Origin of the sequence: Haloferax sp. S2CR25 (assembly GCF_031624535.1) — an archaeon.
Lineage (GTDB): Archaea > Halobacteriota > Halobacteria > Halobacteriales > Haloferacaceae > Haloferax > Haloferax massiliensis.
Genome location: NZ_JAMQOO010000010.1, coordinates 100,575 through 125,198 on the forward strand (window position 1 = coordinate 100,575; position 24,624 = coordinate 125,198).

Genomic DNA, 24,624 nt, shown 5'->3' on the forward strand with positions numbered 1-24,624 from the left:
GTTCGTGAAGTTCGTGATGGTCAAGATGATGGGTAGATAGTTCAGTCGTAGTCCGAGAGGGTGTTTTCTAACCGTGAACAATACTGAACGATTCGTATATTTGGCTCTGCGGGTTGCTCGGTGGCGGAACAGCGACCAAATTACATCCATAGGCCTGTAAACCTCACACATCGCGAATTCAATATCGAACTCGTGACTCGGACGGTATCTCGACAGGTCGTTTGACGGGACAGTATTGTAGTATATAAACAATTTCTTCCTCCCCACGCGTGACTGCAACCCTACGGCTGTCGAACTGACTGGCTCGCCTGTGGCGAGTGTGAGACCGCGTTTCGATGAGCTTTCGCTCGACGGACCGAGCGTACCGACCGCTCTAAATCGAGAGGTAACCGTCGTCTAGCGCGTTATCTCGGAAAGTCACATCGTTTAAGAAGTCGTGTTTCTCCGGGAGTCGGTGAGAACTGGAGCGGTCTACCGGTGCCGTCCCGTCAAAACGATTCACCGTCAAACGTCAGTTCCACGCCGCGTGTAGTTGTGCATCTTTTGCAATATAATTGCGTGAAGACGTGCCGGTCTGTCCGGTGCTGGCGGTAGATGTTCACTATGTGTGTTCAGTGAGTACATTCATTGATTCACACAATTAGTGGTGTTTCATGCTGAACACAATGGTGGTATGTACAGAAGATTCAAGGTGGACGTTCTTGATGAGACAGTATGCTCACGTACTCGACCTACAGCGAGGCGGGCGGGGTTGGGAAGACGACCACCGCAGCGAATCTGGCGGTCGCGCACGCTCGGGCGGGGCTGAAACCGCTCGTCGTTCCGCTCGACCCGCAGGACGGCGACCTCTCGCGTCTCTTCGGCGTTGACGACCAGCGGACGGATTCAGTCGATAACATCGTCCGGCATATGATTCGCCGCCCCAACGGCGACTTCGAGGACCTCATTCGAACCGTCGAGGGTGTCGATATCGTTCCCGAACACAATATGCTCTCAGATTTAGCCGATTTTCTCCAGCGAGAGAAAGATCAAGCCGAAGCCATGGGTGAAGCGTTCGGAATGCACGCACAGCTACTTCGCGTGCTTCGCGAGGCCGGCGTCCCGGAGGAGTACGATGTCTTGATCTGTGACCCGCCAGCGACTGAAGGGCCACACCTCTACAACGCGATTCACGCGACGCGGTCGCTTGTCATCCCCGTCGAGCCGAGCGCCAAAGGCCGGGCGGCAGTCGAAGGGCTCGAAGCCCTCGTCGCGGGCTTCGAAGACCAACTCGAAATCGACGTCGGTGTGCTCGCCGCCGTGCCGACCGGATTCAAAAACACGCGTGACCAACGGCAGGTGCTAACTGAAATCGACTATCCGATCCCTGAGATCATCAGCGAGCGTGCCTCCCTCATGGAAGGCTGCTGGATGGAACAGTGTTCGGCGTTCAAATACGTTCGTGAACACCGGTCTCGCCGTCGTGACTACGAAATTGAGACACTTGCGCAGTTCGACCGCATCGCAAGGCATCTCCAAGAACAGGTTGGTATCGAAGCGCCAAACCCACCGGAACCCGGTGACGTCGACCACGAGGTGATGACGGTATGACTGGGATGAAGAAAGGAGCTGGTGAAAACCCGTTCGCGGACGATTCGTCGACCGAATCGAAGACCGATACAGCGCCCGAGGCTGAGGAACCAGCACCTGAGCAGGACGATGAGGGTGGTTCGAACCAAGCCGAGGACGAAGACGAAAAACAGTCTCGCCAACAGATCCAGATTCCATACAAATTCCGCCGCGACGGCGTCCAAGACGGCCGTGACCGGGTTCCGCTGTTCTTGCAGAAGGAGACGAAAGTCGCGGAGCGAGACGCCCTCCGAGAGTTCGAAGACCGGTTCGAAGAGAACGTCTCGCTCACCGACCTCCGTGAAGCGCTCATGAAGGTTGGACTGCAACACCTCGACGAAACGGAAGAGTGCCTCGAAGAGTGGGGCTACGGGATGACCTTCGACTAGCGAATCGGGAGCAACGCGGAATGCAACTTCGAGACTTCGCCCCGCATCGGCGAGACGGTCGAGCCTGGCACGTGTCCCGCCCCCGTAGCCGTTCGCGACGTTGGAGACGCCACCCCCGGTCACGACTCTCCGGGATGCGAATCGAACGCGTCCGCCCCGACCGGCGAACCGCACAGCACGCACCCATCGTCGAGAATCCGCTCACGGATGCCCGCGTCGACGAACACCTCGACGCTGCACTCCGGGCAGTCGAAGACTAACTGGCCTGGCACGGCGACCACTACCCGAAGCACAGACGCTGTCAGTATCTATCACACCCCACCATAGGGCGGGAATACATACGCTAGGCCCAACTACACGTCGAGAATCGCGTCGAGAAGCTTCGACTGGGCGGCGGACAGATGCTCGGTGAACGTCGACCGGTTGATATCGAGCGCCGCGGCGACTTCCGTCGCGTTTGCCTCGCGGGGATGTTCGAAGTACCCCATCTCGTGGGCCGTCTCAAGGACCTCCCGCTGTCTCGCCGTCAATTTGTCGCGGTCAACGAACACGAGCGAGCTGGAGACGGAATCTGGTTCGGACTGTGTGAGTCGCCGAAGTGAGATGCCGTCGAACTCCGATTTAAGATTGACGACGATGTCGCGGAACGATGTGAGGTCCGAAGCGACGAACGACAGAACGACGGTGCCGCACTCCGCTTCGAGGTGCCGGACCGGACAGCCGTGACACTCGACGAGTTCGCAGGCGCACCGTGGCCCCTCGGCGGGGCCGCTGGTCACGCGATAAATCGTCTTTTGCTCGTGGTGAAACACCTCGTCTGCGTCGTCGATAGCGGCTGACGAGGGGGCGGTAAACTCGACCGCGGCGGTGTCGTTGTCGGCAGCCACCGACCGCGAGACGGATTCGACGGAGGTCTCCGCCGACGCTTCCGACACCCGGCAGACAGACGGGTCAGTCACGTGAATTTCACCGTGCACGCCCTCGGTCATAGGTCGGCGTACGACGGTGGCTCTGAAATAATCTTCGCCGAATCTGTTTGCCGTCTCGTGATTCCGGTCCGTGTTCGAGCGGATTCCCCGACGAGAGCCGTATAAAGTCCCCGCACCCTATGGTTCGGGTGTTACTGGCCTCGGTGCAGATTCTCCAACGAATCGAAGTATGACATATACGAGCTTGCTCGGGGCCAAACGGGGGAACGGAACGCCGCCCGTTTGGAGCGTGAGGCGGCGAGTCGGTACGCGGGGTGAGTCACCGTGAGACGCGGGACGGTCGTCGTGTTGCTGCTCGTCGTCGCGGTGCTCCTGCCGACGTGGTACGTGGCGCTGCACGGCGAGCCACCGAGCGAACAGATAGAAATCGACCAGAGCGTCACCGAGATGCGACCGCTGCAGGAGATCGTCGACACGCCGGAGAAACTCGCGCCGAGTCAGGTAGGCGTCATCGTGTGGGTCGCGCTCTTCGCGCTCGTCGGCGTCCTCGCCGCGGTCCACCGGTTCATGGACACGGCGGTCAGGAGTGACCCGGGTGACGAACCAACGATCGCGGACGGCGGTCAGGTCGGACTGCCGTGGTTCTGGACCGCGGACCGCTGGGTCGTCGAGTACGACGACGCCTCCGACGCCATCGAGGGAATCGTGGCGATGGGCGGACTGACCATCCTCGCTATCGTCTTCGCGGCGCTGTTCACCGGCGAGTACCTGACGCTCGCGCGGACCCAGTACTTCGGCGTCTACGCCGCGGGGATGTTCACCGCGCTCGCTTTGCTCACCGTGTCGTACTACGCGTGGTTCCTCCCCCACGTCGAGGTCGCAGAACGGAGGGGACACTAATGAGACTCGACAATCAGAACGCATCGGACGACTGCGACGAGCACTGCGATGACTGCGGGGACGACAGCAACTACCGGCCGAGCATCTTCTCCGACGACCGCGCCTCGCTCGCCCGCCGCGACTACGCGAAACTGCTCGCCAGCGTCGGGGGTTTGACCGCCGTCGGGAGCCTCGCGGCACCGTTGGCCGGGCTGACTCGCGTCTTCGAGCGCTCGTACACCGGCCCCGTGTACTCGGACGGCATCTACCTCGTCGACGGTGAGGGCGAGCGCGTCGGCGAGAACGCCCTGAGCGAAGGCGAAAAGATGACCGTGTTCCCGGAGCCCAGACCGGGCATCGAACGGGCGCCGACGCTACTCGTGAGACACGCCGAGGACGCCTACGGTGGCGCAACGAACCTTGAGTACACGGTGTCGGGTTACGCCGCCTACTCGAAGGTCTGTACCCACGCGGGCTGTATGGTGTCGAACGAGGAGGGAGAGACGTTCGTCTGCCCGTGTCACTTCGGGAAGTTCGACCCGACCGCGGGCGCGAAAGTGGTCGGTGGACCGCCTTCGAGACCGCTCCCGCAACTCCCAATCACGTTGTCGAGCGAGGGCAATCTCATCGCCACGGGCGACTTCAATGGGCCGGTCGGCCCGGGGGGCGAGTGATGTCGCGGCTCGACCGTCTCGCCGACCGCGCCGGCGACGCCGGCGACGAGGCGTACGACTGGGTAGACGAGCGGTTCGACCTCGACAGCGGCCGCGCGTTCCTCGGGAAGGCGTTCCCCGCCGAGGACTCGTTTCTCCTCGGCGAGGTGGCGCTGTTCTGCTTCCTGCTTCTCGTCCTCACAGGGATGTTCCTCGGGATGTTCTTCGAGCCGTCGACGAGCGGCGTCGAATACGAGGGGAGCGTCGCGAAGTTCCAAGGCCAAGAGGTGCCCGAGGCGTTCGCGAGCGTCCTGCACATCACCTACGACATCCCCTTCGGGATGTTCATCCGGCGGATGCACCACTGGGCGGCTCACCTGTTCGTCGCGTCCATCGGGCTGCACATGCTCAGGGTGTTTTTCACCGGGGCGTACCGCAATCCGCGCGAGCCGAACTGGGTCGTCGGCACCGGCCTCGCCGGACTCTCGATGGGCGCGGCCTATACGGGCTACGCGCTCCCCTTCGACGAGTTCGCCGCGACGGCCACCGGCATCGGTTACAGCCTCGCCACGTCGATTCCGCTCGTCGGGGGGGTAGCCGGGAAAGCGTTCTTCGGCGGGGAGTTCCCGTCGAGCGCGACGATACCCCGGCTCTACTTCCTCCACGTCCTCGTCATCCCCGTGGCAATCGGGGGGCTGCTGGCGGTTCACATGGCGATTCTCGTCCGCCAGAAGCACACGGAGGCCCCCCGCGATGACGACGTCCGCGGACTCGGGAACCGGGGCCGACGCCCGGCTGAGGGGTCCCCGTCGAGCGACGGCGGCACCGAACAGACCGTCCCGAGAGACGACGACAGCGTCGTCGTCGGTCTCCCGGCGTTCCCCAACCAGGCGGCCGTGAGCGCGGTCGTGTTCTTCCTCACGCTGGCCACGCTGGCGATGCTGGCCGGGTTCCTTCCGGTCCACAACATCGCCGAGTACGGGCCGAACAACCCCGCGGGGACGCCGGAACTCATCATGCCCGATTGGTTCCTGATGTGGGTCTACGGCCTGCTGAAACTGCTCCCGTCGTGGATGGGGTTCACCGTTCCGTTCACCGGCGTCCACGTCTCGACGGAGTTCGTCGGCGGCGTCTTTCTGCCGACGCTCGTGTTCGGCGCGGTGGCGGTGTGGCCGTTCGTCGACTACCACGACGAGTCGGTCCACTTCACGGCTGACCCCCTCGACCGGCCGTGGCAGACCGCGGTCGGCGTCGCCGCGGTTCAGTTCATCATGATCGCCTCCATCGCGGGCATGAACAACCTCCTCGGCCGGGCGCTCGGCGTCGGAACCGGCGTCGTCAACCCGATCTTGACCGTCGCGTTGTTCGTCGTTCCCGTCGGCTCCGCGGCCCTCGTCTACCGCGTGCTGGGCGACGACGCGGACGAGAGCCGAACCGGGCGCGTTCCGGGGGAGGCCGGCGATGACTGACGCGAACACCGGCGGGGCTCCGCGGCGACGCATCGAACTCTCGCCTCGGACGTACCGACACCTCGACCGCGCGAGCAAACTCCTCGGCGTGGCGCTCGTCGCCGTCGGCCTCGACGCGGGCGGCGACACGCTCGTGGGGGTTTCGCTCGGCGTTCTGGGCGCTGGACTGGCACTAACGACCGTCTTTTTACAGATAGATTCATGAACCGAACGAACACCTCGACCCCCGACGACGAGTCGGGAACGGACGAATCGCAAGCCGAACAGACGGACGGCCCGCCGGCGGTCGGCGACCCGCCGGGAGAGCCGGCGACCGAGGGGACGAGCGTCTCCCGTCGCCGGTTCCTCGAAGGCGTCGGCATCGCCTCGCTTCTGGGTATCGGCCGGTCCGCGGCCGACGACGACCCGCTGTTCCAGATGGGCGGGCTGAACCCCGTCGACGACCCTATCGGGAACTACCCCTACCGGGACTGGGAGGACCTGTACCGCGAGAAGTGGGACTGGGACTCGGTCTCCCGGTCCACGCACAGCGTCAACTGCACCGGCAGTTGTTCGTGGAACGTCTACGTCAAAAACGGACAGGTGTGGCGCGAAGAGCAGGCCGGAGACTACCCGCGGTTCGACGAGAGCCTCCCCGACCCGAACCCCCGCGGCTGTCAGAAGGGCGCGTGTTACACCGACTACGTCAACGCGGACGAGCGAATCAAACACCCGCTGAAGCGCGTCGGCGACCGCGGCGAGGGGAAGTGGCGGCGCATCTCGTGGGACGAGGCGCTCACCGAAATCGCCGAGCACGTCGTCGACGAGGTGCAGGCCGGTCGCTACGACGCCATCAGCGGCTTCACGCCCATCCCGGCGATGAGCCCCGTCTCGTTCGCCAGCGGGTCGCGGCTCATCAACCTCCTCGGCGGCGTCAGCCACTCGTTTTACGACTGGTACTCCGACCTGCCGCCGGGCCAGCCCATCACGTGGGGCACCCAGACCGACAACGCCGAGAGCGCCGACTGGTACAACGCCGACTACATCATCGCGTGGGGGTCGAACATCAACGTCACCCGCATCCCCGACGCGAAGTACTTCCTCGAATCGGGCTACAACGGGACGAAGCGCGTCGGCGTCTTCACCGACTACTCGCAGACGGCCATCCACACCGACGAGTGGCTCAGCCCCGATTCGGGCACCGACACCGCGCTCGCGCTCGGCATGGCACGGACCATCGTCGACGAGGAACTGTACGACGAGGCCCACCTCAAAGAGCAGACTGACATGCCGCTTTTGGTCCGGCAGGACACCGGGAAGTTCCTCCGCGCGAGCGAGGTTCCATCGGTCTCGACCGACGCCGACCGACCCGAGTGGATGTTGCTCATGCTCGACTCCGACGGACGCCTCCGCGAGGCGCCGGGGTCGCTCGGCGAACGCGACGGACAGAAAGACTACTCCAAGAGCATCGAACTCGACTTCGACCCGCAACTGGACGGCGAAACCACGGTCAGAACCGAAAGCGGGCGCGTCCGCGTCCGGACCGTGTGGGACGAGTTGCGGGACGAACTCGACAACTGGGACCCCGAGACGGTCCACGACGAGACCGGCGTCGGCGAAGAGACGTACCAGCGCGTCGCCCGCGAGTTCGCCGAGGCCGACAAGGCGAAGATAATCCAGGGCAAGGGCGTCAACGACTGGTATCACAACGACCTCGGGAACCGCGCGCTCCAGTTGCTCGTCACGCTGACGGGCAACCTCGGCGAGCAGGGGACCGGGCTAGACCACTACGTCGGCCAGGAGAAGATATGGACGTTCCACGGCTGGAAGACGCTGTCGTTCCCGACGGGCAACGTCCGCGGGGTGCCGACGACGCTGTGGACCTACTACCACGCGGGCATCCTCGACAACACCGACGCCGACACGGCCGCGAAGATACGGGAGTCCATCGACGAGGGGTGGATGCCGGTCTACCCCGAGGAGCGCGACGACGGCTCTCGTCCCGACCCGACGACGATGTTCGTCTGGCGCGGCAACTACTTCAACCAGGCGAAGGGGAACGTCGCCGTCGAGGAGGAGCTGTGGCCGAAGCTCGACCTCGTCGTCGACATCAACTTCCGGATGGACTCGACGGCGCTGTACTCGGACATCGTGTTGCCGACCGCGAGCCACTACGAGAAACACGACCTCTCGATGACGGACATGCACAGCTACGTGCATCCCTTCACGCCAGCGGTCGAACCGCTCGGCGAGTCGAAGACCGACTGGCAGATATTCCGCGAACTCGCCGCGAAGATTCAGGAGGTCGCCACCGAGCGCGGCGTCGGGCCGATTTCGGACCGGAAGTTCGACCGCGACATCGACCTCCAGTCCGTCCACGACGACTACGTCCGCGACTGGGAGACCGGCGAGGCCGACGCCCTCGCCGAGGACCGCGCCGCCTGCGAGTACATCCTCGAACACTCCGAGGAGTCGAACCCGTCCGAGAGCGACGACCAGATAACGTTCGCCGACACGGTCGAACAGCCCCAGCGGCTCTTGGCCGCCGGCGACCACTGGACCTCCGACATCGAGGACGGCGAGGCGTACACGCCGTGGAAGGACTTCGTCCAAGACAAGAACCCGTGGCCGACCGTCACCGGCAGACAGCAGTACTACATCGACCACGACTGGTTCCTCGAACTCGGCGAGCAGTTGCCGACCCACAAGGAGGGGCCGACGCAGACGGGCGGCGACTACCCGATGGAGTACAACACGCCCCACGGACGGTGGTCTATCCACTCCACGTGGCGGGACAACGAGAAACTGCTCCGCCTCCAGCGCGGGGAGCCGGTGGTCTATCTCCATCCCGAGGACGCCGCCGAACGGGGCATCGAAGACGGCGACACCGTGGAAGTGTTCAACGACCTCGCGTCGGTCGAACTACAGGCGAAACTCTACCCGAGCAGCCAGCGCGGCACGGCGCGGATGTACTTCGCCTGGGAGCGGTTCCAGTTCGACGGCGACACGAACTTCAACTCGCTCGTCCCGATGTACATGAAACCGACGCAGTTGGTCCAGTACCCGGAGGACTCCGGCGAACACCTCTACTTCTTCCCCAACTACTGGGGGCCGACGGGGGTCAACAGCGACGTCCGCGTCGACGTGCGGAAAGGGGGAGGTGAGGCCGAATGAGCACCGACGACGGGCCAGCGGCACAGACCGACGGCGACGGGGTCGACCTCGCCGACGGGGTCGACCACCAGGTCGCCATGGTGATGGACCTGAACAAGTGCATCGGCTGTCAGACCTGCACGGTCGCGTGCAAGTCGCTCTGGACGGAGGGCGGCGGCCGCGACTACATGTACTGGAACAACGTCGAGACGAAGCCCGGCAAGGGCTACCCGCGCGACTGGGAGGACTCCGGCGGCGGCTGGACGGACGCCGAACACACCGAGCGAAAGCCCGGCGACATCCCCGACCAAGCGGACTACGGCGACGCGTGGTCGTTCAACCACGAGGAGGTCATGTACAACGGCGGCGACCGGCCGCTGCGTCCCGACAGCGACCCCGAGTGGGGGCCGAACTGGGACGAAGACCAAGGCGCGGGCGAGCATCCGAACTCGTATTACTTCTACCTCCCGCGCATCTGCAACCACTGCACGCACCCCTCCTGCGTGGAGGCGTGCCCGCGGAAGGCCATCTACAAGCGCGAGGAGGACGGTATCGTCCTCATCGACCAGGAGCGCTGCCGCGGCTACCGCTACTGCGTCGAGGGCTGTCCGTACAAGAAGGTGTACTACAACGCGACGCAGAAGACCTCCGAGAAGTGCATCTTCTGTTACCCCCGCATCGAGGGCGAGGGCCCCGACGGCGAGACGTTCGCCCCCGCCTGCGCGGAAGACTGTCCGCCGCAGTTGCGACTCGTCGGGTTCCTCGACGACGAACAGGGGCCGATTCACAAGCTCGTCGAGGAGTACGAGGTCGCACTCCCGCTGCATCCGGAGTACCAGACGCAGCCGAACGTCTACTACATCCCGCCGTTCGCGCCGCCGCAGCACTCCGAGGACGGCGAGACGGTGGACGTGGACCGCATCCCCCGTAACTACCTCGAAGAGCTGTTCGGCGACCGCGTCCACGACGCGCTCGACACCATCGAGAAGGAACGCGACAAGGTCGACCGCGGTGGAGAGAGCGAACTCCTCGACATGCTGACCGACACCAACCCGGCCCGGAAGTACCGGTTGGAGGTGTTCGACTGATGCGAGCAACGCGAGCGGAGTCGGGCTCGCCGGGCCTCGCCCCGGGGGTGTTCGACTGATGCGTGAGCGTCGAGCGGCCGCCGTCGGCGCGGTCGTCGTCGTGGCGCTGCTCTTGGCCGCCGCAGTCGCCGGCCCCGCGGCGGTGTCCGCGCGCCCCGCGAACGAGATTCCCGTCCAATCGGTCGCTGCCGACGACCGGCCCCAGCGGCCGACGAGCGAGGCCTGGGACACCGTTCCGTCGGTGAACGTCCCGCTGACGAGCGCGCCCAGCGGCGTTCCGAACGCGAGCGACACCTCCGTCGAATCGGTTCGCGTCCAGTCGGCCCAGACCGACGAGCGGTTGTATCTCCGGCTCTCGTGGGCCGACGGAACCGCCGACCGCAACGCCACCAGTCCGAGGTCGTTCCTCGACGCGGCCGCGGTGCAGGTACCGGTCAACACCTCGGTCCGCCCCCCGATTTCGATGGGGAGCACGCGGAATCTGGTGAACGTCTGGTACTGGAGCGCCGACGGCGAGAGCGAGGAACTGCTCGCCGGCGGCCCGGGGTCCACGACCGAGTTCGAGCAGACGGCCGTCGAGACGACGGCGAGCCACGACGACGGCCGCTGGACGGTCGTCATGTCGCGGCCGCTCGACTCGGACGCCGCGAACCGGACCTCGTTCGCCGTCGACAACGACGTGGACGTGGCCTTCGCGGTGTGGAACGGGTCCGAGATGGAGCGCTCCGGCCGGAAATCGGTCAGCGACTGGTATCACTTCCCGTTCGGTCCCGGACCGCAGGGGCCGCCGTACGAGTCGATACTGTGGGCCGTCGCCGGCCTCGCCATCGTCGGCGTCGCGCTCGTGACTATCGAAGCGGTGCGGAAGAACTGAGGACACGACGATGGATACGAACACCCACGCGGAGACGCGAACCGACGACACGAACCGCGACACCAACAGCGATACGAACAACGACGCCGACCGAATCGATTCGAGCGCGGTCGACCGACCCGCGGCGGCGCGGGCGGCAATCTATACCGCGCTGGCGACGCTGCTCGACGAGCCCGACGAGCGGCTCCACGAGCGACTCGCCGCCGGGGAAGTCGACGAGACCGTCCGGGGACTCCTCGGGGCGACCGGGCTCTCGGTCGCCCCGCCGGAACTGACCGTCGAAGACGACTACGAGACGGCGTGTGCCCGTTTCAACGACCTGTTCACGGTCGGCTACGCCGAGTACGCGGACCGAACCGACGGCTCGCTCGACAGCGAGGGGCCGCGAATCTCGCTGTACGAGTCGTCGTACCGCCCCGACGCGGCGTGGAACGACGTGAATCTCGACCTCGCACGCGCGTACGACTACTTCGGGCTCGAAATCGACCGGGAGACCCGTGACAACCACGACTATCTCCCGTACGAACTGGAGTTCGCGGGCTACCTCGCGCGGCTGGAGGCCGCGGCCGATCCGGGCGGCGGGCGGGCCGACGACGCGGCGCGGGCGCGGCTCGATTTCCACGACCGCCACCTCCACGTCGTCGCCGGGGGCTTGGCTGAACGAGCGGCCGACACGCCCGGCTCGGGCCTGTACGGCGAAGTCGCGGACTTCCTCGACCGGTTCGTCGCCGCCGACCAGCGCGCGCTCGCCGCGCGGTTCGAGGGAGGTGACGGCGCATGAGCGGTCGCGGAGTCGAAGATGCGGTCGGTTCGGCCTCCCCGTTGGCCGATATCACCGCGCTTCGGTCTCGAACGCCCGGGCGAACGTTTCGGATACTGGCCGGGATACTGGCGCTGTGCCCGGTCGCCGCGGTGACGGCGTATCGCGTCGGCCACAACGTTCCCGGCGGCCTCCCGGGGGGCGTCGCGACGCTCGCGGCGGACTGGTCGGGCCTCGCCGTCGTCGGGCCCGCGCTCGCGGCGCTGCTTCTCGCGTCGACCGCCGACGCCGGAGCCGAACGCGTGGGGCTCGCCTTCGTCGGCGGGTTCGGAGTCCTGGCACTCGTGACGGCGGCCGCGGCGTGGCAGCCGGCCGCAATCGGCGTTTCGGTCGGCTTCGCGGTCGTCGCGGCGGACAGGCTCGCCGCGCTCGGACGGAAACGAGAGTGGAACGGGGTCCGACGAGCCGCGCCGGTCGGCCTCGCCGCGGTTGGCGTGGCGACCTCCCTCGCGGCGACCGCCGGCGTGATGCCGGCGACGCTTCGGCCGCTCGGCTCCGGGGTCGCGCTCACCGCGGTCGGCGTCGTCCCGCTCGCTGTCGGCTGGGACCGAACCAGCGCGCTTGCCGGTGTCGCCGCGGGAGCGACTGTGCTTGCAACCGCCGCGAGCGCACCGTACGTCGCGGGGGCGGTACTGCTCGTCGGCGGCGGTGTCGTCGGCGTTCCGGCGGGTCTCGTCGCCTTCGCCGCGGCCGGCGGAACAGCCGGCGTCGTCTCCGCGCTCCGCGACGGTCGGCTCGCCGTCGCACTCGGAGCCGCGTTGTTCTGCGCGGCCGGCGTCCCCGCGACGGTGCTCCGAGCAACCGGGGTCGTCGTCGCGGCCGCGTTGGTCGCGTACGACGGGGGTGAGCGAGCGTGAGAGACGAAGAGGAGGCGACCGACGGACCCCCGGACCCACAGCTACACCCCGAACAGAGCCCCGGATTCGGCGTCGACCCCGCGGGTCTCGAAGACATCGAGGTCGACCGCGACGTGACCATCGGCGAGGCGACGCTCGCCGACCTCGGTGCGAGCGACACGGAACCCGTCGAGGACCACCCGGTCTCCGACCTGCTTGCGTCGCTCGCCGGCGACGACGCGGTCGAACGCCGGCGGGCCGCACTCGCGCTCGCCGAACGGGAGGGCGACGAGACTGTCGTCGCGGCGCTGTCCCGCGCGGCGACGACGGACGAGGACGCCGAAGTGCGGCAGTTCGCCGTGGAGGCACTGGCGAAACACGGCGGCGACCTCGCGGCCGAGACCGCGCGGGCGCTGACCGACGACCCCGACCCGTGGGTTCGGGCCGAGGCCGTCGTCGCGCTCGACCGCCTGGACCGGGCGGAACACGAAGCGGCCATCGAAGCCGCGCTCGACGACGAGCACCACGCCGCCCGTCGAAACGCGCTCGTCTCGCTTTTCAAACTCCGCGGCGAGGGCGCGTGCGACGCGCTCGTTGCCGCCGCCGCCGACCCGAGCGAGCGGGTGCGAGAGTGGGCGGCGCACCTGCTCGGCGGAATCGACAACGACCGGGCGGACGAGGCGCTCGATAGGCTGACCGACGACGAGCGAAGCGTCGTCCGAGAGACGGCGGTCCGGGCCCGCGAAGTCGATTCCGGAAGCTTCCGTCGCCAGTTCACGGGCGTCCTCGACGAGACCGACCGCACCCTGCCCGGCGAAGACGACCTCAACCGAACGCCGAACCTCTGACCATGAGCGAACACGACCCGACGAACCACGACCCGGCGAATAGCGAGCCAGACACCGAGTCCGAGCTTCGAGACCGCGTCGAATCCGCGCTCCGAGCCGTCCGAGACCCCGATGCCGACGTCGACGTCTTCGAGGCCGGGCTGGTCGAATCGATAGCCGTCGACGGGGCGAGCGTGACCGTCCGCGCGGCCGTGTCGGAGTTCGACGACGCGAACGCGACGCGGGTCATGCGCGCGATGGCGCAGGCGGTCCGCGACGTGCCCGCGGTCGAGGGTGCGCACGTCGAGCCCGTCTCGCCGTCGTCCGGCGACGGTGCGACCGGCGTGGACGCGTTCGACACCGTCATCGCCGTCGCCAGTGCCAAGGGCGGCGTCGGGAAATCGACCGTTTCGACCGGCCTGGCGTGCGCACTCGCCGGCGAGCGTCCAGCCGGGCTGTTCGACGCGGACATCCACGGCCCGAACGTTCCCTCGTTGCTCGACGTCGAAGGCCCCGTCCACTCGGACGACGAAGGTCACCCGCTCCCCGTTTCGGTGGGGGGCTCCGACGCCTCGCTCGACGTGATGAGCGTCGGATTGATGGAGTCGGGCGCGCCGCTGGCGTGGCGCGGTGCGATGGCGCACGACGCGCTGACCGAACTGTTCGCGGACACCGCCTGGAGCGCCGACGACACGCTCGTGTTGGACCTTCCGCCGGGGACCGGCGACGTGGTCCTGACCACGCTCCAAGAGATTTCCGTCGACGGCGTCGTCGTTGTGACGACGCCCTTCGAGTCGAGCCTGGACGATACGGCGCGGAGCATCGAACTCTTCCGCGACAACGGGGTTCCGGTTCTCGGGGCGGTCGTCAATATGGGCGAGTTCGCCTGCCCCTCCTGCGGCGACACTCACCAGCTCTTCCCCGGTGAGACCGCCGGCGAACGGCTCGACGCGACGGTGCTCGCCGAACTCCCGTTCTCTCCGCGGTTTCAGGAGACGCCCGCGCCCGGCGACACCGGCTCGGCGTTCGAGACGCTCGCGGAGTCGGTCTCCGAGGCGGCGGCGACCGCGTGGGATGTCGACGCTCCCGACGACGCACTCGACATCCGCGGGGACCCGCCGGAGCGACGGAAGGAGCGGGTCGCAGAACGGTTCACCGCGCTCGCGAGCGGCGAAGCGTTCGCGCTCGTCAGCGACCGCGACCCGACGCCAGTCCGGCGGTTCCTCGGCGGACTGACCGACCGCGACCCCGCGGAAATCGACGGGTTCAGCGTCGAACGCCGAACGCCGAACGACTGGCTGTTGACTGCGACGAAACCGTAAGCGAGGTCCGATGAAACGACAGCCACCGGTGACCGGCGTCGTGCTCGCCGGCGGCCGGAGCGAGCGGTTCGGTGAGGAGTGCAAGGCGGCGGCCAGTTTCGATGGACGCCCGCTCGTCGAACGCGTCGTCCGGCGCGTCCGGGCGGCGACGAGGCGTCGACCGATCGTCGCCGCGGGACCGCGCGACAAACGCGCGGCTGTGGACCGCGTACTGAGCGACGCCGACCCCGTGCGGTACGTCGCGGACGCGAACTGGTGTAACGGCCCCGTCGCCGGCCTCTGTGCCGCGCTCGACGCGGTTTCGACCGACCACGTCTTCGTCTGCGGTTGCGATATGCCGCTGTTGTCGGTCGCGGCCGTGTCGTGGCTCATCGACCGTCACGCCGATTCGGGCGCTGACGCGACGCTACCGGTCGATTCGGCGGGTCGCCGACAGCCCCTCCACGGAGTTTACCGAACGTCGGCGTTGGCGGCGCGGTGCGACCGGCGGCTCGGTTCGAACAGCCTCCGCGCCCTCGTCTCCGAACTCTCGGTCGACCGCGTCGACTCGTCGTCGGCACCCGACTCCCTCTCGCTCGAAGCGTCGATGGCGAACGTGAACACGCGAGAGGAGCTCGGCGGGCTCCGTCAACGGTTTGCTGAGTGAGCTTGCGGCTATTTCTGAGTCAACTGTGTTGTGCTATTAACTCAATATATCTGCCGTGAACATCATCCACGGCTACTCGAAACTGAACAAGAATAGATCGCATGATACAACGAAGACCGCTCGCGATCGATTCCGACAACGGCCTCTTCGGCCGCATCCTAATTCGGTGTTTCTCGGGTGAGATGTGACAAATATCTATCAAACGTATATTAGCGACAGACCGCTTAATGAGGACGTCCAACGCCGCGCACTCGAAGCCCCTGAACACAACGTTTATTCGTGCGTTACTTGTTGTCAGCTATCATGAAACACGCCTCGGCGGTCTGGGACCCGAACCTCGACGACGGCCGGTATCGGAACCCGGTCATCTACGCGGACTACTCCGACCCCGACGTCGTTCGCGCGGGTGATGACTTCTTCATGACCGCTTCGAGCTTCAACGCCGTCCCGGGACTCCCGATACTCCACTCGCGCGACCTCGTGAACTGGCGACTCATCAATCACGCCATCGACGAGTTACCACCGGATTTCGACCGTCCACAGCACGGAAACGGTGTCTGGGCGCCCTCGATCAACTACCACGAGGGGACGTTCTACATCTTCTACGGCGACCCCGACCGCGGCGTCTACATGACCGAGACCGACGACCCCCGTGGTCGGTGGTCCGACCTGACGCTCGTGCACGAGGCCGAGGGGTGGATCGACACGGCACCGCTGTGGGACGACGACGGGAACGCGTATCTCGCCCACGCGTTCGCGAAGAGCCGTGCCGGATTCAACAGCGTGCTCAACATCGCCCCGATGGCACCGGACGGGACGCACATCACCGGCGAGAGCAGGCAGGTGTTCGACGGCCACGACGACCACCCGACAATCGAGGGGCCGAAGCTGTACGAGCGGGACGGGAGTTACTACATCTTCGCGCCCGCCGGCGGCGTTAGCGACGGGTGGCAGACGGTCCTTCGCTCGGACGACATCTACGGCCCGTACGACGACCGAGTCGTCCTCGCCCAGGGGGAGACGCCGATTAACGGGCCGCATCAGGGAGCGCTCGTAGGCTTAGACGGCGGCGAAGACTGGTTCGTCCACTTCCAAGAGGCCGACCCGTACGGCCGCATCGTCCACCTTCAGCCGGTCGCTTGGACCGACGGGTGGCCCGTCATCGGTCGCGACGAGGACGGCGATGGGACCGGCGAGCCGGTTCGAACGCACGAAAAGCCCGACGTCGCTGCTGAGACGCTTCCGACGATGGTCCCGCAGACCTCCGACGACTTCGAAGCGGCCCGCTTAGGGCTCCAGTGGCAATGGCACGGGAACCCGAAGTTCGGTTGGCACTCGCTCACTCACCGTCCCGGCGCGCTCCGCCTGTTCCGACAGCGTGTCGATGAGTCTGAGAACCTGTGGACCGCCCCGAATCTCCTCCTCCAGAAGTTCCCCGCCCCGGCGTTCACGGCGACGACAGAAGTCCGATGCGGCCTCCAAGAAGAAACCGGACACGGGGGGCTTCTCGTCATGGGCTCCGAGTACGCCTACCTCAGTATCCGCGAGAGCACGGACGGAGTCCGCCTGATACAGGGACGTAACACCAACCCATCGGAGGGCGACCCCGATACGGTCGTCGAACGAGTCCCCCTCCGAGGCCCGTCCGCACGACTGCGGGCGACCGTCGAGGACGGGGGCCGCGTCCAGTTCGCGTACGCGACGGACGATGCCGGCTTCGAGTCGATTGGAGAGCCGTCCCAAGCCCAGCAGGGGCGCTGGATCGGTGCCAAAATCGGTCTGTTCGTCGCGCGGTCGACCGACTCTGGGGTCGGTGATGGCTACTGCGACTTCGAGTACTTCGAGGTCAGCGACTGAACTGTCTCCAGAGGGGCGCACGCTCTGCGCCTAATATAACAGGAATTTTATCAATAATGCCGAGAGGCATTGTCTAGTTAAGCCAGTTTGAGGAATGAGCAGGCCGTTTGAGTTAATTTGGGACGAAGCTCGCAGACCTGCCCAGCGAGTGCTTTGAGACGGGATTTCCCATCTTTAGAATATTCACACAGTGGTGATTTCACACCGAGATCTCAGGTTGGAGTGGTCGCACTATAGATGATCTAATACTAAGCCAAAAGACACATTATGTTGGGAAAATGTCGTTAAGATAACAAATGGATAAATTTTGGTTACTACGGCAAGCGGTTGCTATTGCAGGAATTCTGTTTTTCGGCTTGTTACTGGGACAGTTCATTACCCAAATATCTCTGCCAGCACCACGATATTACAAATTACTCATCGTAGACACTATCGAATATACCACAATTATAACATCTATACTATACGCGATTCGAAAAGGAACCAATTGAGTGATCTGGCACTGTCTAGTTAGTAACCTCCTCAACCGGTGTTCGCCCATCGAGCGCTTGATGCGGTCTCTGAAAATTGTAGTATTGCACAAATTTTATAGATGTCACGTGCGACCATATTTCAAGAAGATACAATGAGACATATCATTAAAACAGTAACCGCCTTTTTTCTAATCAGTACTTGGGCAACGATCCTATTTTCACCGGTATTAACCTCGATTGGCTTATCAGTTGAGTATATTTTAATGATCGGAGTTGTGATTGCAACTACCTCAGTATATCTTTCTAAAAGGCGTATTTCTAACAATAGACTGATTGAAGAGAATATGCTTTGGCAGAATCTGCTAATATACCTCTCTGTTATTCTTGGTTCTGGAATCGGGGTACAATATATAATGAAGTTTGTTTTCGGGGTTCTTAGTGATACCCCTCCGGAATGGTTTGCTATTGTGATCGCCTGTTTTTATGTTTTTTTACCACTCATACTTGCTACTTGGGTTATATACAAAGTGAATATAGGAGACACTGCAATACCGCCTCTGCTTCGCATTAATGAATGGAATAGAAGAGCTGATAGTGGTCTTATGCTTATTGTAGCTCTTGTCGCTTTAACTTATAGTGTGAATTTACTTCCTGCTCAATTGGTTATCTTTTCTCCCATCCTTAATACCGGTGCACTATTATTTGGTCTATTTCATGTAGTAATCCGACGCATTGGTGTCTTCCATCCCGAATTTGAGACAACGTCATAAGCGCTGTAGATAGTACCATCTAAACAGCCTTTTTGAATAAGTAGCACTGTCTAGTTAGTGACCTCCCCAACCGGTGTTCGCCCATCGAGCGCTTGATGCGGTCTCTGAAAATTGTAGTATTGCACAAATTCTATGAATCACTCGCGGACGCTTCCGTGACTGCCCACCCACGAATTATGGAAGCGGTCGACTCGCATTTTGAGGGTGTGAAACCACTTTTCGATGAGGTTTCGCTCTACATAGTCAAGCCGACCGCTCAATCCTAATCGAAAGAGGGCAGTCTGATAGCCGTAGCCATCAACGAGAAACACAGTATCTGAGAGATCGTGTTTCTCGGAAAGTCGATGGAGAAACGCAGCAGCCGGATCGGTACCATGTCGTCCAAACAATTCGACATCAAGAACCAGCTTCGTCTCGACGTCTATTGCAGCGTACAACCAAGACCACTCGCCATTGATTTTGACAGCGGTCTCGTCGACCGCAACCCGCTTCGGCGTTGCCTCAGGCGGGTTGTGACCGCTGTCAGCCAGTCGATGTACCCATTGCCAAACCGCTTGGTGGGAGCGTTCAACGCCGAGTAATCGAAGAATTTCTTTTGTCTCTCTGAGTGAACAACCGGTCGCGTGGAGCTGGACGGCGAACGCCCTGACGGGCGTTGCCGTCCGCTCACGCTCCCACGTTTCTTCTAAATCGGTCGCAAAGCACTCGCTGAGCAGGTCTGCGAGCTTCGTCCCAAATTAACTCAAACGACCTGCTCGTTCCTCAAACTGGCTTAACTAGACAGTGCCCTGTCCGCAATCTTGTCAGAATTCCGACCACCGTCACTAAGACGAGAAGTGCCACCGGGAGCCTCGCGAGCACATCCCGACTCTCCGGGGTCAGACTCACTTCACCCACGCTATCGCTTACTGCGTCACCACACGGCAAAAGGAATATAACGGTAATTCTCTTCGGTACAAGCATGCGAACCTGCGAGCTCACAGATGTTAGTGAATTCACACTTGTCGATCGAGACCTCCCGACAATCGGTCCCGACGAAGTGCTGGTTCGAATCGACCGCGTCGGCATCTGCGGGTCCGACTTACACTACTACCAACACGGCGAAAACGGAGGCAACATCGTCGAGTTCCCCCACGTCCTCGGTCACGAGGCCGCCGGTACCGTCGTCGAGGTGGGAGACGGGGTCTCCCGCGTCGGTCCCGACGACCGCGTCGCCATCGAACCCGGTCTCCCGTGCGGAGAGTGCGAGTACTGCGTCGGCGACGGCACCTACCACCTCTGTGAGGACATGGAGTACATGTCTTCGCCGCCCGTCGAGGGCGCGCTGACCGAGTACGTCGCGTGGCCCGCCGAGTACCTGTACGCGCTTCCGGACTCGGTGTCGCTCCGCGAGGGGGCGCTCGCGGAGCCGCTGAGCGTCGCGATGCACGCGTGTCAGCGCGGCGGCGTCTCCGAGGGCGACTCGGTGTTAGTTACCGGCGGCGGTCCCATCGGTCAGCTCGTCTCGGAAGTCGCGATGGCCCGCGGGGCCGAGACGGTCGTCCTGACCGACGTAGTCCCCGAAAAGCTCGAACTCGCCGAGTCCCGCGGCGTCGACCACGCGGTCGACGTGACGGAGTCCGACCCCGTCGAGACGATTCGCGAACACGTCGACGAACGCGGCGTCGACGTGGTTCTCGAAAGCTCTGGCTTCGGCGGCGCTATCGAGACGACGACCGAGGCCGTCAAACGCGGCGGCACCGTCGTCTTCGTCGGCATCCCTCTCGAACCCGAGTTCCCCACCGACATCGTCGAGACAATCGGCCAGGAGTACGACCTGAAGGGGTCGTTCAGGTTCAGTAACACGTATCCGGCGGCCATCGAGGGAATCGAAACGGGCCGGTTCGACGTGGACAGTATCGTGACCTTCGAGTCGTCGTTCGAGGACACGCAGGCCGCCTTCGACCGCGCGGCCGAGCCCGAAGAAGTAAAAGGCGTAATCCGCGTCAGCGACGAGCTATAGCGCGTTGTCGTTGTAGCCGCCGTCGACGGTGATGACCGCGCCCGTCGTGAACGATGCCGCGTCGCTGGCGAGGTAGACGGCCGCGCCCGCAATTTCGTCCGGCGTCGCGACGCGTTCCATCGGCGTTCCCTCGTCTATCTTCTCTCGCAGTTCGGTTCCCTCGTTGAAGCCGTCGCCGGCGAGCGGGGTTTTGACGAACCCCGGCTCGATTGCGTTGACGCGCACGTCGGGCGCGAGGTCGGCCGCCGCGGCGCGCGTGAGCCCGTTCACGCCGCTCTTCGCGGCGCAGTAGGCCGGGCGCTCCTCGCGGGCCTGTCGCGCGGACATCGAGGAGATGTTCACGATGCTTCCAGACTCCATCTCGCGGCCGAAGACGCGGCACGCCCGGAAGACGCCCGTCAGGTTCACGTCGATGTCCTGGTTCCACTGGTCGTCGCTCATCTCGGAGACGGACGCTCTCGCGACCGACCCCGCCGAGTTCACCAGGATATCGATATCACCGATGGCGTCGCTGGCGACCTCGTAGAGGTTCTCTATCGACTCGTTGTCTCTGACGTCGCACGTCACTTCGGCGGTCTCTGCGCCGCGAGCGCGGAGTTCCTCGGCGGTCTCCTCGACGGCGTCCGCACTGCGACTCGTCGCCACCACGTCGGCGCCGTCGTCGGCGAAGGCGAGCGCGATAGCCCGCCCGATGCCGCTCGTACCGCCGATGACGACCGCGGCGCTATCCGATACGGTAACCGTGGGTGATGTCTCAACCATACTCGATTCGACCGGCCATGGCATGCTAACTCTTGCGGTCGACAGACGAACTCACGGCGCGAACCGCTCTCGTACTCCCGTCTGCGCGCCGCCGGTGGTCGTCTAAAAAGAAGATGGAGCAGTCGCTCAGGCGAGCCCTATCGCGCGGGGAAGCCAGAGGACGAGCTCCGGGAAGACGATAATCGACAGGAGGGTGAACAAAAGCGGCAGGTAGAACGGGACCATGTGCCGGGTGATCCGTTCGAGCGAGACGCCGGTGACGGCGTTGAGCACGAACAGGATGACGCCGAACGGCGGCGTGAGCAGGCCGATCATCAGCGTGACGATCATCACGACGCCGAAGTGAATCGGGCTGATTGCGGTCTGCTCGACGATGGGCAGGAACACCGGCGTGAGGATGGTGATTGCCGCAATCGTCTCCAGCATCAGCCCGACGATGAACAGGACGCCGGCGATGAGCAACATGAGCACGAGCGGGTCCGTCGACACGCCCGTGATGGCCTGTGCGAGAATCTCCGGGAGCTGTGCGCGCCGGATGAGAAAGCCGTACAGGGACGCCGCCGCGACGATGAACGTGAGCGTCGCGGTGTGAGTCATCCCCTCGTCGAACGACGCGACGAGTTCCTCCCGCGAGAGACCGTCGTAGAAGACGGTCCCGATGATGAGCGTGTAGAACAGCGCGACTGCGCCCGCCTCGGTCGCGGTGAACCACCCGCCGAGTATCCCGCCGATGATGAGCGCCGGAGTGCCGAGAGCCGGGAGCGCCCGGTAACACGTCCGACCGATTTCGCCGAGGGACCACCAGTCGCCTTTCTCGTAGCCGTTCCGATGGGCGTAGAAACTACACAGTATCATCAACCCGACGCCCATCACCAGCCCCGGGACGAGTCCGGCGATGAACAGCGTGCCAATCGAGACCTGCGCGAGAATCCCGTAGATGATGAGCGGGACGCTCGGCGGGATAATCGGGCCGATGATAGACGACGACCCGGTGACGGCGACGCTGAACCCCTCGTCGTATCCCTCCTCGCGCATCGCGCGGTACTCGATGGCCCCCAGTCCCGCGGCGTCCGCCGCGGCGGTCCCCGTCATCCCGGAGAAGATGATACTGGCGACGATGTTGACGTGGGCGAGCCCACCGCGAATCGGGCCGACGATGGCCTTCGCGAAGTCGAAGATGACGTCGGTCAGGCCGAGTTTGTTCATCAACAGCCCCGTCTGGAGGAACAGCGGAATCGCCAACAGCACGAACGAGTTGGTTCCGGAGACCATCGTCTGGGCGACCAGAAGCGGCTCGAACGGAATCGACGTGGTCCACATGAGGATGAGACTGGTCAGCCCCAGCGCGTACACGACGGGTACCTCGAACAGGTACAGTACGAGCAGGACGCCGATGAACAGGCCGAGCAGGACGACGTCGGCCATCAGCGGCACCCCTCTTGGAGCGGGCGCATCTCGGTGGCGGGTCGGCGTTCAGTCTGCATTTTCGTCTTCTCCTTTGATGTCCTCGATGATCGTTTCGGGCTCGACGGCGACGAGCCACAGGTCGCGAAGCGCGTAGATACCGATACAGACACCGCCGACGACGGCGGGGACGTACAGCCACGCTTCGGTGAACGGCGGGTGCGACGGGAGCGCTCCCATGCCGAATCCCCGGTTTTGCAGGTACAGCGGGTACGCTCCCGAGACCATGACGCCGACGAACGCGAGGATGAGGAGCGTCCGGAGACCGGTCAGCACCCGGATGACGCCGTCGGAGAGCCGCGAGACGAGGAGGTCGAGCGAGATGTGCTGTCGCTTTCGACTGGCGACCGCCGCACCGAAGAACGTGATGTACACGAGCAGCATCTGCGAGAGGTTGACCGTCCACGGGAGGCTCGACCCGAGTATCGAACCCAAGACCCAGCGGGTCAGAATCTGCAACCCGACGACGAGTATCATCAGCACGTAGAGTGCCAACGCGATGGACGTGACCAGCCCGTCGAAAAGCCGGCCGAGTTTCGTTGCGAGGTTTACTTCTTCCATGGGTGCTCTACGAGTAAGCGTCCGCTCAAATGTTTCGCACTTCTTCGAGCGACGGTTCCCAGTTATTCTCGAACTGCGTCTGGAGCGGCTCCTTCGCCGCCTCTAACCACGCGTCGCGGTCGGGTTCGACCACGTTCATCCCCTGTTCTTTCAGCGCTTCGATGGCCTGAGATTCCGATTCAGAGATGCTGCTGCTGAGATCTTGGATGCTCGATGTCAGCGAGTCGACCATCGTCGTCTGGTCCTCGTCGGAGATGTTCGACAGCGCCTGAGTGCCGAGCGTGAACCAGCCCGTCGACGCGAGGTGCTTGGTCAGCGTGTAGTACTCCTGCACCTCGTACAGCGAGGACGACCGGACGGTTTCGGCGGGGTTCTCTTGGGCGTCGACGACGCCCTGTTGCAGCGCGCTGTAGAGTTCGTCGAACGCGACGGTCGTCGGACTCGCGCCGATACCGCTCCAGATGTTCACCCACGGGGTGAGGTCGGGCACCCGCAGGTTGACTCCCTGAATGTCCTCGGGCGTCTCGAAGGCCTTGTTCCCGCTCGTGTGTCGGTAGCCGCGGTACACCGGCTCGTTCACGAGCATCTGCTTGCCCTGCTCGCGGAGGCGCTGTCGGCCGTCGTCGAAGAACTCCGTCTGGAAGGCGCGTCGCTGCTGTTCCCAGCCTTCGAAGACGAACGGCGACTCGACCCAGAAGTTCTTGGGGTCGTAGTCGATGACCCAGCGCGTCCCGATGATAGTCCCGTCGATGGAGCCGATCTGCGTCTGCTCCATGACCTCCTTTTCGCCACCGAAGGACTCCTCGATGGTGATTGCGACCCGCCCGTCCGTCTCCGCTTCGACGGAGGACGCCCACTCCTTGGCCATCTCGTTGATGACGTGCCCGCTGGGGAAGACGCTCCCGATGATGAGCGATTGGCTCTGACCGCCGCCACCGCTCTCTGTCGTGTCGGTGTCTGAGCCGCCTGACTCGGTCGTACCGTCGTTTCCGGAGTCGGAACCGCCGCCCATGCAGCCAGCCATCGATGCGATTGCCCCGGTGCCAGTAAGTAGCCCGAGCTGTTCCATGAAGCTCCGTCGGCTTTGTCTACGCATACCATTCACAACGATTCTACACTGGTACTTATATCTATCGGGCACTGTCTAGTTAAGCCAGTTTGAGGAACGAGCAGGTCGTTGAGTTAGTTGGTCAAGATGCTCGCAGACCTGCTCAGCGAGTGCTTTGCGACGGATTTAGAAGAAACTTGGGAGCGTGAGCGGAC

Annotated in this window: 23 protein-coding genes and 2 pseudogenes; 18 read left to right on the forward strand and 7 right to left on the reverse strand. The window is 63.9% G+C overall.

Annotation, left to right across the window (positions count from 1 at the left end):
• Window positions 1-714 precede the first annotated feature (714 nt).
• From NDI65_RS18435 to NDI65_RS18445, 3 genes are all read left to right on the forward strand, one after another.
• On the forward strand, window positions 715-1,590 hold the full coding sequence (locus NDI65_RS18435; protein ID WP_310894071.1) for a ParA family protein: 876 nt from the start codon (window positions 715-717) through the stop codon (window positions 1,588-1,590).
• Window positions 1,587-1,997 carry a hypothetical protein gene (locus NDI65_RS18440; protein ID WP_089780689.1) on the forward strand — a complete coding sequence of 137 codons (411 nt, stop codon included), beginning with the start codon at window positions 1,587-1,589 and terminating at the stop codon, window positions 1,995-1,997. The genes NDI65_RS18435 and NDI65_RS18440 overlap by 4 nt, the downstream gene beginning before the upstream one ends.
• A gap of 134 nt (window positions 1,998-2,131) precedes the next feature.
• A complete protein-coding gene (locus tag NDI65_RS18445; RefSeq protein WP_255516672.1) occupies window positions 2,132-2,257 on the forward strand; it encodes a hypothetical protein in 126 nt (41 codons plus the stop codon).
• Between the two features lie 93 nt (window positions 2,258-2,350).
• Here NDI65_RS18445 and narO read toward each other — a convergent pair whose 3' ends face one another.
• Window positions 2,351-2,986: a transcriptional regulator NarO gene (gene narO, locus NDI65_RS18450; RefSeq protein WP_042661893.1), complete on the reverse strand. Its 636-nt coding sequence runs from the start codon at window positions 2,984-2,986 to the stop codon at window positions 2,351-2,353.
• A gap of 264 nt (window positions 2,987-3,250) precedes the next feature.
• On the opposite strand from narO, the gene NDI65_RS18455 reads away from it, so the two are divergent.
• The 13 genes from NDI65_RS18455 (at window position 3,251) to NDI65_RS18515 (ending at window position 17,329) form a co-directional block, all read left to right on the forward strand.
• Window positions 3,251-3,826, forward strand: coding sequence for a hypothetical protein (locus NDI65_RS18455; RefSeq protein WP_089780566.1), 576 nt, complete (start codon window positions 3,251-3,253; stop codon window positions 3,824-3,826).
• Window positions 3,826-4,479 (forward strand): Rieske 2Fe-2S domain-containing protein, encoded by a 654-nt coding sequence (locus tag NDI65_RS18460; protein ID WP_042661894.1) that lies wholly within the window; start codon window positions 3,826-3,828, stop codon window positions 4,477-4,479. Before NDI65_RS18455 ends, NDI65_RS18460 begins: the two co-directional genes overlap by 1 nt.
• Window positions 4,479-5,927, forward strand: a complete 1,449-nt coding sequence (locus NDI65_RS18465) for a cytochrome bc complex cytochrome b subunit (RefSeq protein ID WP_089780564.1) — start codon at window positions 4,479-4,481, stop codon at window positions 5,925-5,927. The genes NDI65_RS18460 and NDI65_RS18465 overlap by 1 nt, the downstream gene beginning before the upstream one ends.
• On the forward strand, window positions 5,920-6,132 hold the full coding sequence (locus tag NDI65_RS18470; protein ID WP_089780562.1) for a hypothetical protein: 213 nt from the start codon (window positions 5,920-5,922) through the stop codon (window positions 6,130-6,132). Before NDI65_RS18465 ends, NDI65_RS18470 begins: the two co-directional genes overlap by 8 nt.
• On the forward strand, window positions 6,129-9,080 hold the full coding sequence (locus NDI65_RS18475) for a molybdopterin-dependent oxidoreductase (protein WP_089780560.1): 2,952 nt from the start codon (window positions 6,129-6,131) through the stop codon (window positions 9,078-9,080). Before NDI65_RS18470 ends, NDI65_RS18475 begins: the two co-directional genes overlap by 4 nt.
• Window positions 9,077-10,147: a 4Fe-4S dicluster domain-containing protein gene (locus NDI65_RS18480; protein ID WP_089780558.1), complete on the forward strand. Its 1,071-nt coding sequence runs from the start codon at window positions 9,077-9,079 to the stop codon at window positions 10,145-10,147. The genes NDI65_RS18475 and NDI65_RS18480 overlap by 4 nt, the downstream gene beginning before the upstream one ends.
• 58 nt (window positions 10,148-10,205) lie before the next feature.
• The gene (locus NDI65_RS18485) at window positions 10,206-11,021 is read left to right on the forward strand and encodes an ethylbenzene dehydrogenase-related protein (RefSeq protein WP_089780556.1); all 816 of its coding nucleotides are present in this window, start codon (window positions 10,206-10,208) and stop codon (window positions 11,019-11,021) included.
• 10 nt (window positions 11,022-11,031) lie between these two features.
• A complete protein-coding gene (locus NDI65_RS18490) occupies window positions 11,032-11,802 on the forward strand; it encodes a molecular chaperone TorD family protein (RefSeq protein WP_310894072.1) in 771 nt (256 codons plus the stop codon).
• Complete coding sequence (locus NDI65_RS18495; protein ID WP_089780777.1) at window positions 11,799-12,698, forward strand: hypothetical protein; 900 nt, start codon at window positions 11,799-11,801, stop codon at window positions 12,696-12,698. Before NDI65_RS18490 ends, NDI65_RS18495 begins: the two co-directional genes overlap by 4 nt.
• Window positions 12,695-13,525 (forward strand): HEAT repeat domain-containing protein, encoded by an 831-nt coding sequence (locus NDI65_RS18500; protein ID WP_089780775.1) that lies wholly within the window; start codon window positions 12,695-12,697, stop codon window positions 13,523-13,525. The genes NDI65_RS18495 and NDI65_RS18500 overlap by 4 nt, the downstream gene beginning before the upstream one ends.
• 2 nt (window positions 13,526-13,527) lie before the next feature.
• On the forward strand, window positions 13,528-14,826 hold the full coding sequence (locus tag NDI65_RS18505) for a P-loop NTPase (protein ID WP_089780773.1): 1,299 nt from the start codon (window positions 13,528-13,530) through the stop codon (window positions 14,824-14,826).
• A gap of 10 nt (window positions 14,827-14,836) precedes the next feature.
• Window positions 14,837-15,472 (forward strand): molybdenum cofactor guanylyltransferase, encoded by a 636-nt coding sequence (locus NDI65_RS18510; protein ID WP_167344156.1) that lies wholly within the window; start codon window positions 14,837-14,839, stop codon window positions 15,470-15,472.
• 303 nt (window positions 15,473-15,775) lie between these two features.
• Window positions 15,776-17,329, forward strand: coding sequence for a glycoside hydrolase 43 family protein (locus NDI65_RS18515; RefSeq protein ID WP_310894073.1), 1,554 nt, complete (start codon window positions 15,776-15,778; stop codon window positions 17,327-17,329).
• Between the two features lie 506 nt (window positions 17,330-17,835).
• Here the strand turns inward: NDI65_RS18515 and NDI65_RS18520 are convergent.
• Window positions 17,836-17,913, reverse strand: a pseudogene (locus NDI65_RS18520) (IS6 family transposase); the annotation flags it as partial.
• A gap of 8 nt (window positions 17,914-17,921) precedes the next feature.
• Here NDI65_RS18520 and NDI65_RS18525 point away from each other — a divergent pair.
• On the forward strand, window positions 17,922-18,572 hold the full coding sequence (locus NDI65_RS18525; protein WP_139043139.1) for a hypothetical protein: 651 nt from the start codon (window positions 17,922-17,924) through the stop codon (window positions 18,570-18,572).
• A gap of 50 nt (window positions 18,573-18,622) precedes the next feature.
• Here the strand turns inward: NDI65_RS18525 and NDI65_RS18530 are convergent.
• Window positions 18,623-19,288, reverse strand: a pseudogene (locus tag NDI65_RS18530) (IS6 family transposase).
• A gap of 245 nt (window positions 19,289-19,533) precedes the next feature.
• Here NDI65_RS18530 and NDI65_RS18535 point away from each other — a divergent pair.
• Window positions 19,534-20,574, forward strand: coding sequence for an NAD(P)-dependent alcohol dehydrogenase (locus NDI65_RS18535; RefSeq protein WP_089780767.1), 1,041 nt, complete (start codon window positions 19,534-19,536; stop codon window positions 20,572-20,574).
• On the opposite strand, the gene NDI65_RS18540 is transcribed toward NDI65_RS18535, so the two are convergent.
• The 4 genes from NDI65_RS18540 to NDI65_RS18555 form a co-directional block, all read right to left on the reverse strand.
• Window positions 20,569-21,336: an SDR family oxidoreductase gene (locus NDI65_RS18540; RefSeq protein ID WP_089780765.1), complete on the reverse strand. Its 768-nt coding sequence runs from the start codon at window positions 21,334-21,336 to the stop codon at window positions 20,569-20,571. The genes NDI65_RS18535 and NDI65_RS18540 overlap by 6 nt on opposite strands.
• 126 nt (window positions 21,337-21,462) lie before the next feature.
• Window positions 21,463-22,761, reverse strand: a complete 1,299-nt coding sequence (locus NDI65_RS18545; protein ID WP_089780763.1) for a TRAP transporter large permease — start codon at window positions 22,759-22,761, stop codon at window positions 21,463-21,465.
• Window positions 22,762-22,809: 48 nt separating this feature from the next.
• Window positions 22,810-23,361, reverse strand: coding sequence for a TRAP transporter small permease (locus NDI65_RS18550; protein WP_042665791.1), 552 nt, complete (start codon window positions 23,359-23,361; stop codon window positions 22,810-22,812).
• A 25-nt stretch (window positions 23,362-23,386) separates the two neighbouring features.
• Window positions 23,387-24,457, reverse strand: a complete 1,071-nt coding sequence (locus NDI65_RS18555; protein WP_226908779.1) for a TRAP transporter substrate-binding protein — start codon at window positions 24,455-24,457, stop codon at window positions 23,387-23,389.
• Window positions 24,458-24,624: the final 167 nt, after the last annotated feature.

Bases quoted from the DNA above. Each gene is read 5' to 3' on its own strand.
- NDI65_RS18435 (WP_310894071.1), top strand. From the start codon at position 715: ATGCTCACGTACTCGACCTACAGCGAGGCGGGCGGGGTTGGGAAGACG.
- NDI65_RS18440 (WP_089780689.1), top strand. From the start codon at position 1,587: ATGACTGGGATGAAGAAAGGAGCTGGTGAAAACCCGTTCGCGGACGAT.
- NDI65_RS18445 (WP_255516672.1), top strand. From the start codon at position 2,132: ATGCGAATCGAACGCGTCCGCCCCGACCGGCGAACCGCACAGCACGCA.
- narO (WP_042661893.1), bottom strand. From the start codon at position 2,986: ATGACCGAGGGCGTGCACGGTGAAATTCACGTGACTGACCCGTCTGTC.
- NDI65_RS18460 (WP_042661894.1), top strand. From the start codon at position 3,826: ATGAGACTCGACAATCAGAACGCATCGGACGACTGCGACGAGCACTGC.
- NDI65_RS18465 (WP_089780564.1), top strand. From the start codon at position 4,479: ATGTCGCGGCTCGACCGTCTCGCCGACCGCGCCGGCGACGCCGGCGAC.
- NDI65_RS18470 (WP_089780562.1), top strand. From the start codon at position 5,920: ATGACTGACGCGAACACCGGCGGGGCTCCGCGGCGACGCATCGAACTC.
- NDI65_RS18475 (WP_089780560.1), top strand. From the start codon at position 6,129: ATGAACCGAACGAACACCTCGACCCCCGACGACGAGTCGGGAACGGAC.
- NDI65_RS18480 (WP_089780558.1), top strand. From the start codon at position 9,077: ATGAGCACCGACGACGGGCCAGCGGCACAGACCGACGGCGACGGGGTC.
- NDI65_RS18485 (WP_089780556.1), top strand. From the start codon at position 10,206: ATGCGTGAGCGTCGAGCGGCCGCCGTCGGCGCGGTCGTCGTCGTGGCG.
- NDI65_RS18490 (WP_310894072.1), top strand. From the start codon at position 11,032: ATGGATACGAACACCCACGCGGAGACGCGAACCGACGACACGAACCGC.
- NDI65_RS18495 (WP_089780777.1), top strand. From the start codon at position 11,799: ATGAGCGGTCGCGGAGTCGAAGATGCGGTCGGTTCGGCCTCCCCGTTG.
- NDI65_RS18505 (WP_089780773.1), top strand. From the start codon at position 13,528: ATGAGCGAACACGACCCGACGAACCACGACCCGGCGAATAGCGAGCCA.
- NDI65_RS18510 (WP_167344156.1), top strand. From the start codon at position 14,837: ATGAAACGACAGCCACCGGTGACCGGCGTCGTGCTCGCCGGCGGCCGG.
- NDI65_RS18515 (WP_310894073.1), top strand. From the start codon at position 15,776: ATGAAACACGCCTCGGCGGTCTGGGACCCGAACCTCGACGACGGCCGG.
- NDI65_RS18525 (WP_139043139.1), top strand. From the start codon at position 17,922: ATGTCACGTGCGACCATATTTCAAGAAGATACAATGAGACATATCATT.
- NDI65_RS18535 (WP_089780767.1), top strand. From the start codon at position 19,534: ATGCGAACCTGCGAGCTCACAGATGTTAGTGAATTCACACTTGTCGAT.
- NDI65_RS18540 (WP_089780765.1), bottom strand. From the start codon at position 21,336: ATGGTTGAGACATCACCCACGGTTACCGTATCGGATAGCGCCGCGGTC.
- NDI65_RS18545 (WP_089780763.1), bottom strand. From the start codon at position 22,761: ATGGCCGACGTCGTCCTGCTCGGCCTGTTCATCGGCGTCCTGCTCGTA.
- NDI65_RS18550 (WP_042665791.1), bottom strand. From the start codon at position 23,361: ATGGAAGAAGTAAACCTCGCAACGAAACTCGGCCGGCTTTTCGACGGG.
- NDI65_RS18555 (WP_226908779.1), bottom strand. From the start codon at position 24,457: ATGCGTAGACAAAGCCGACGGAGCTTCATGGAACAGCTCGGGCTACTT.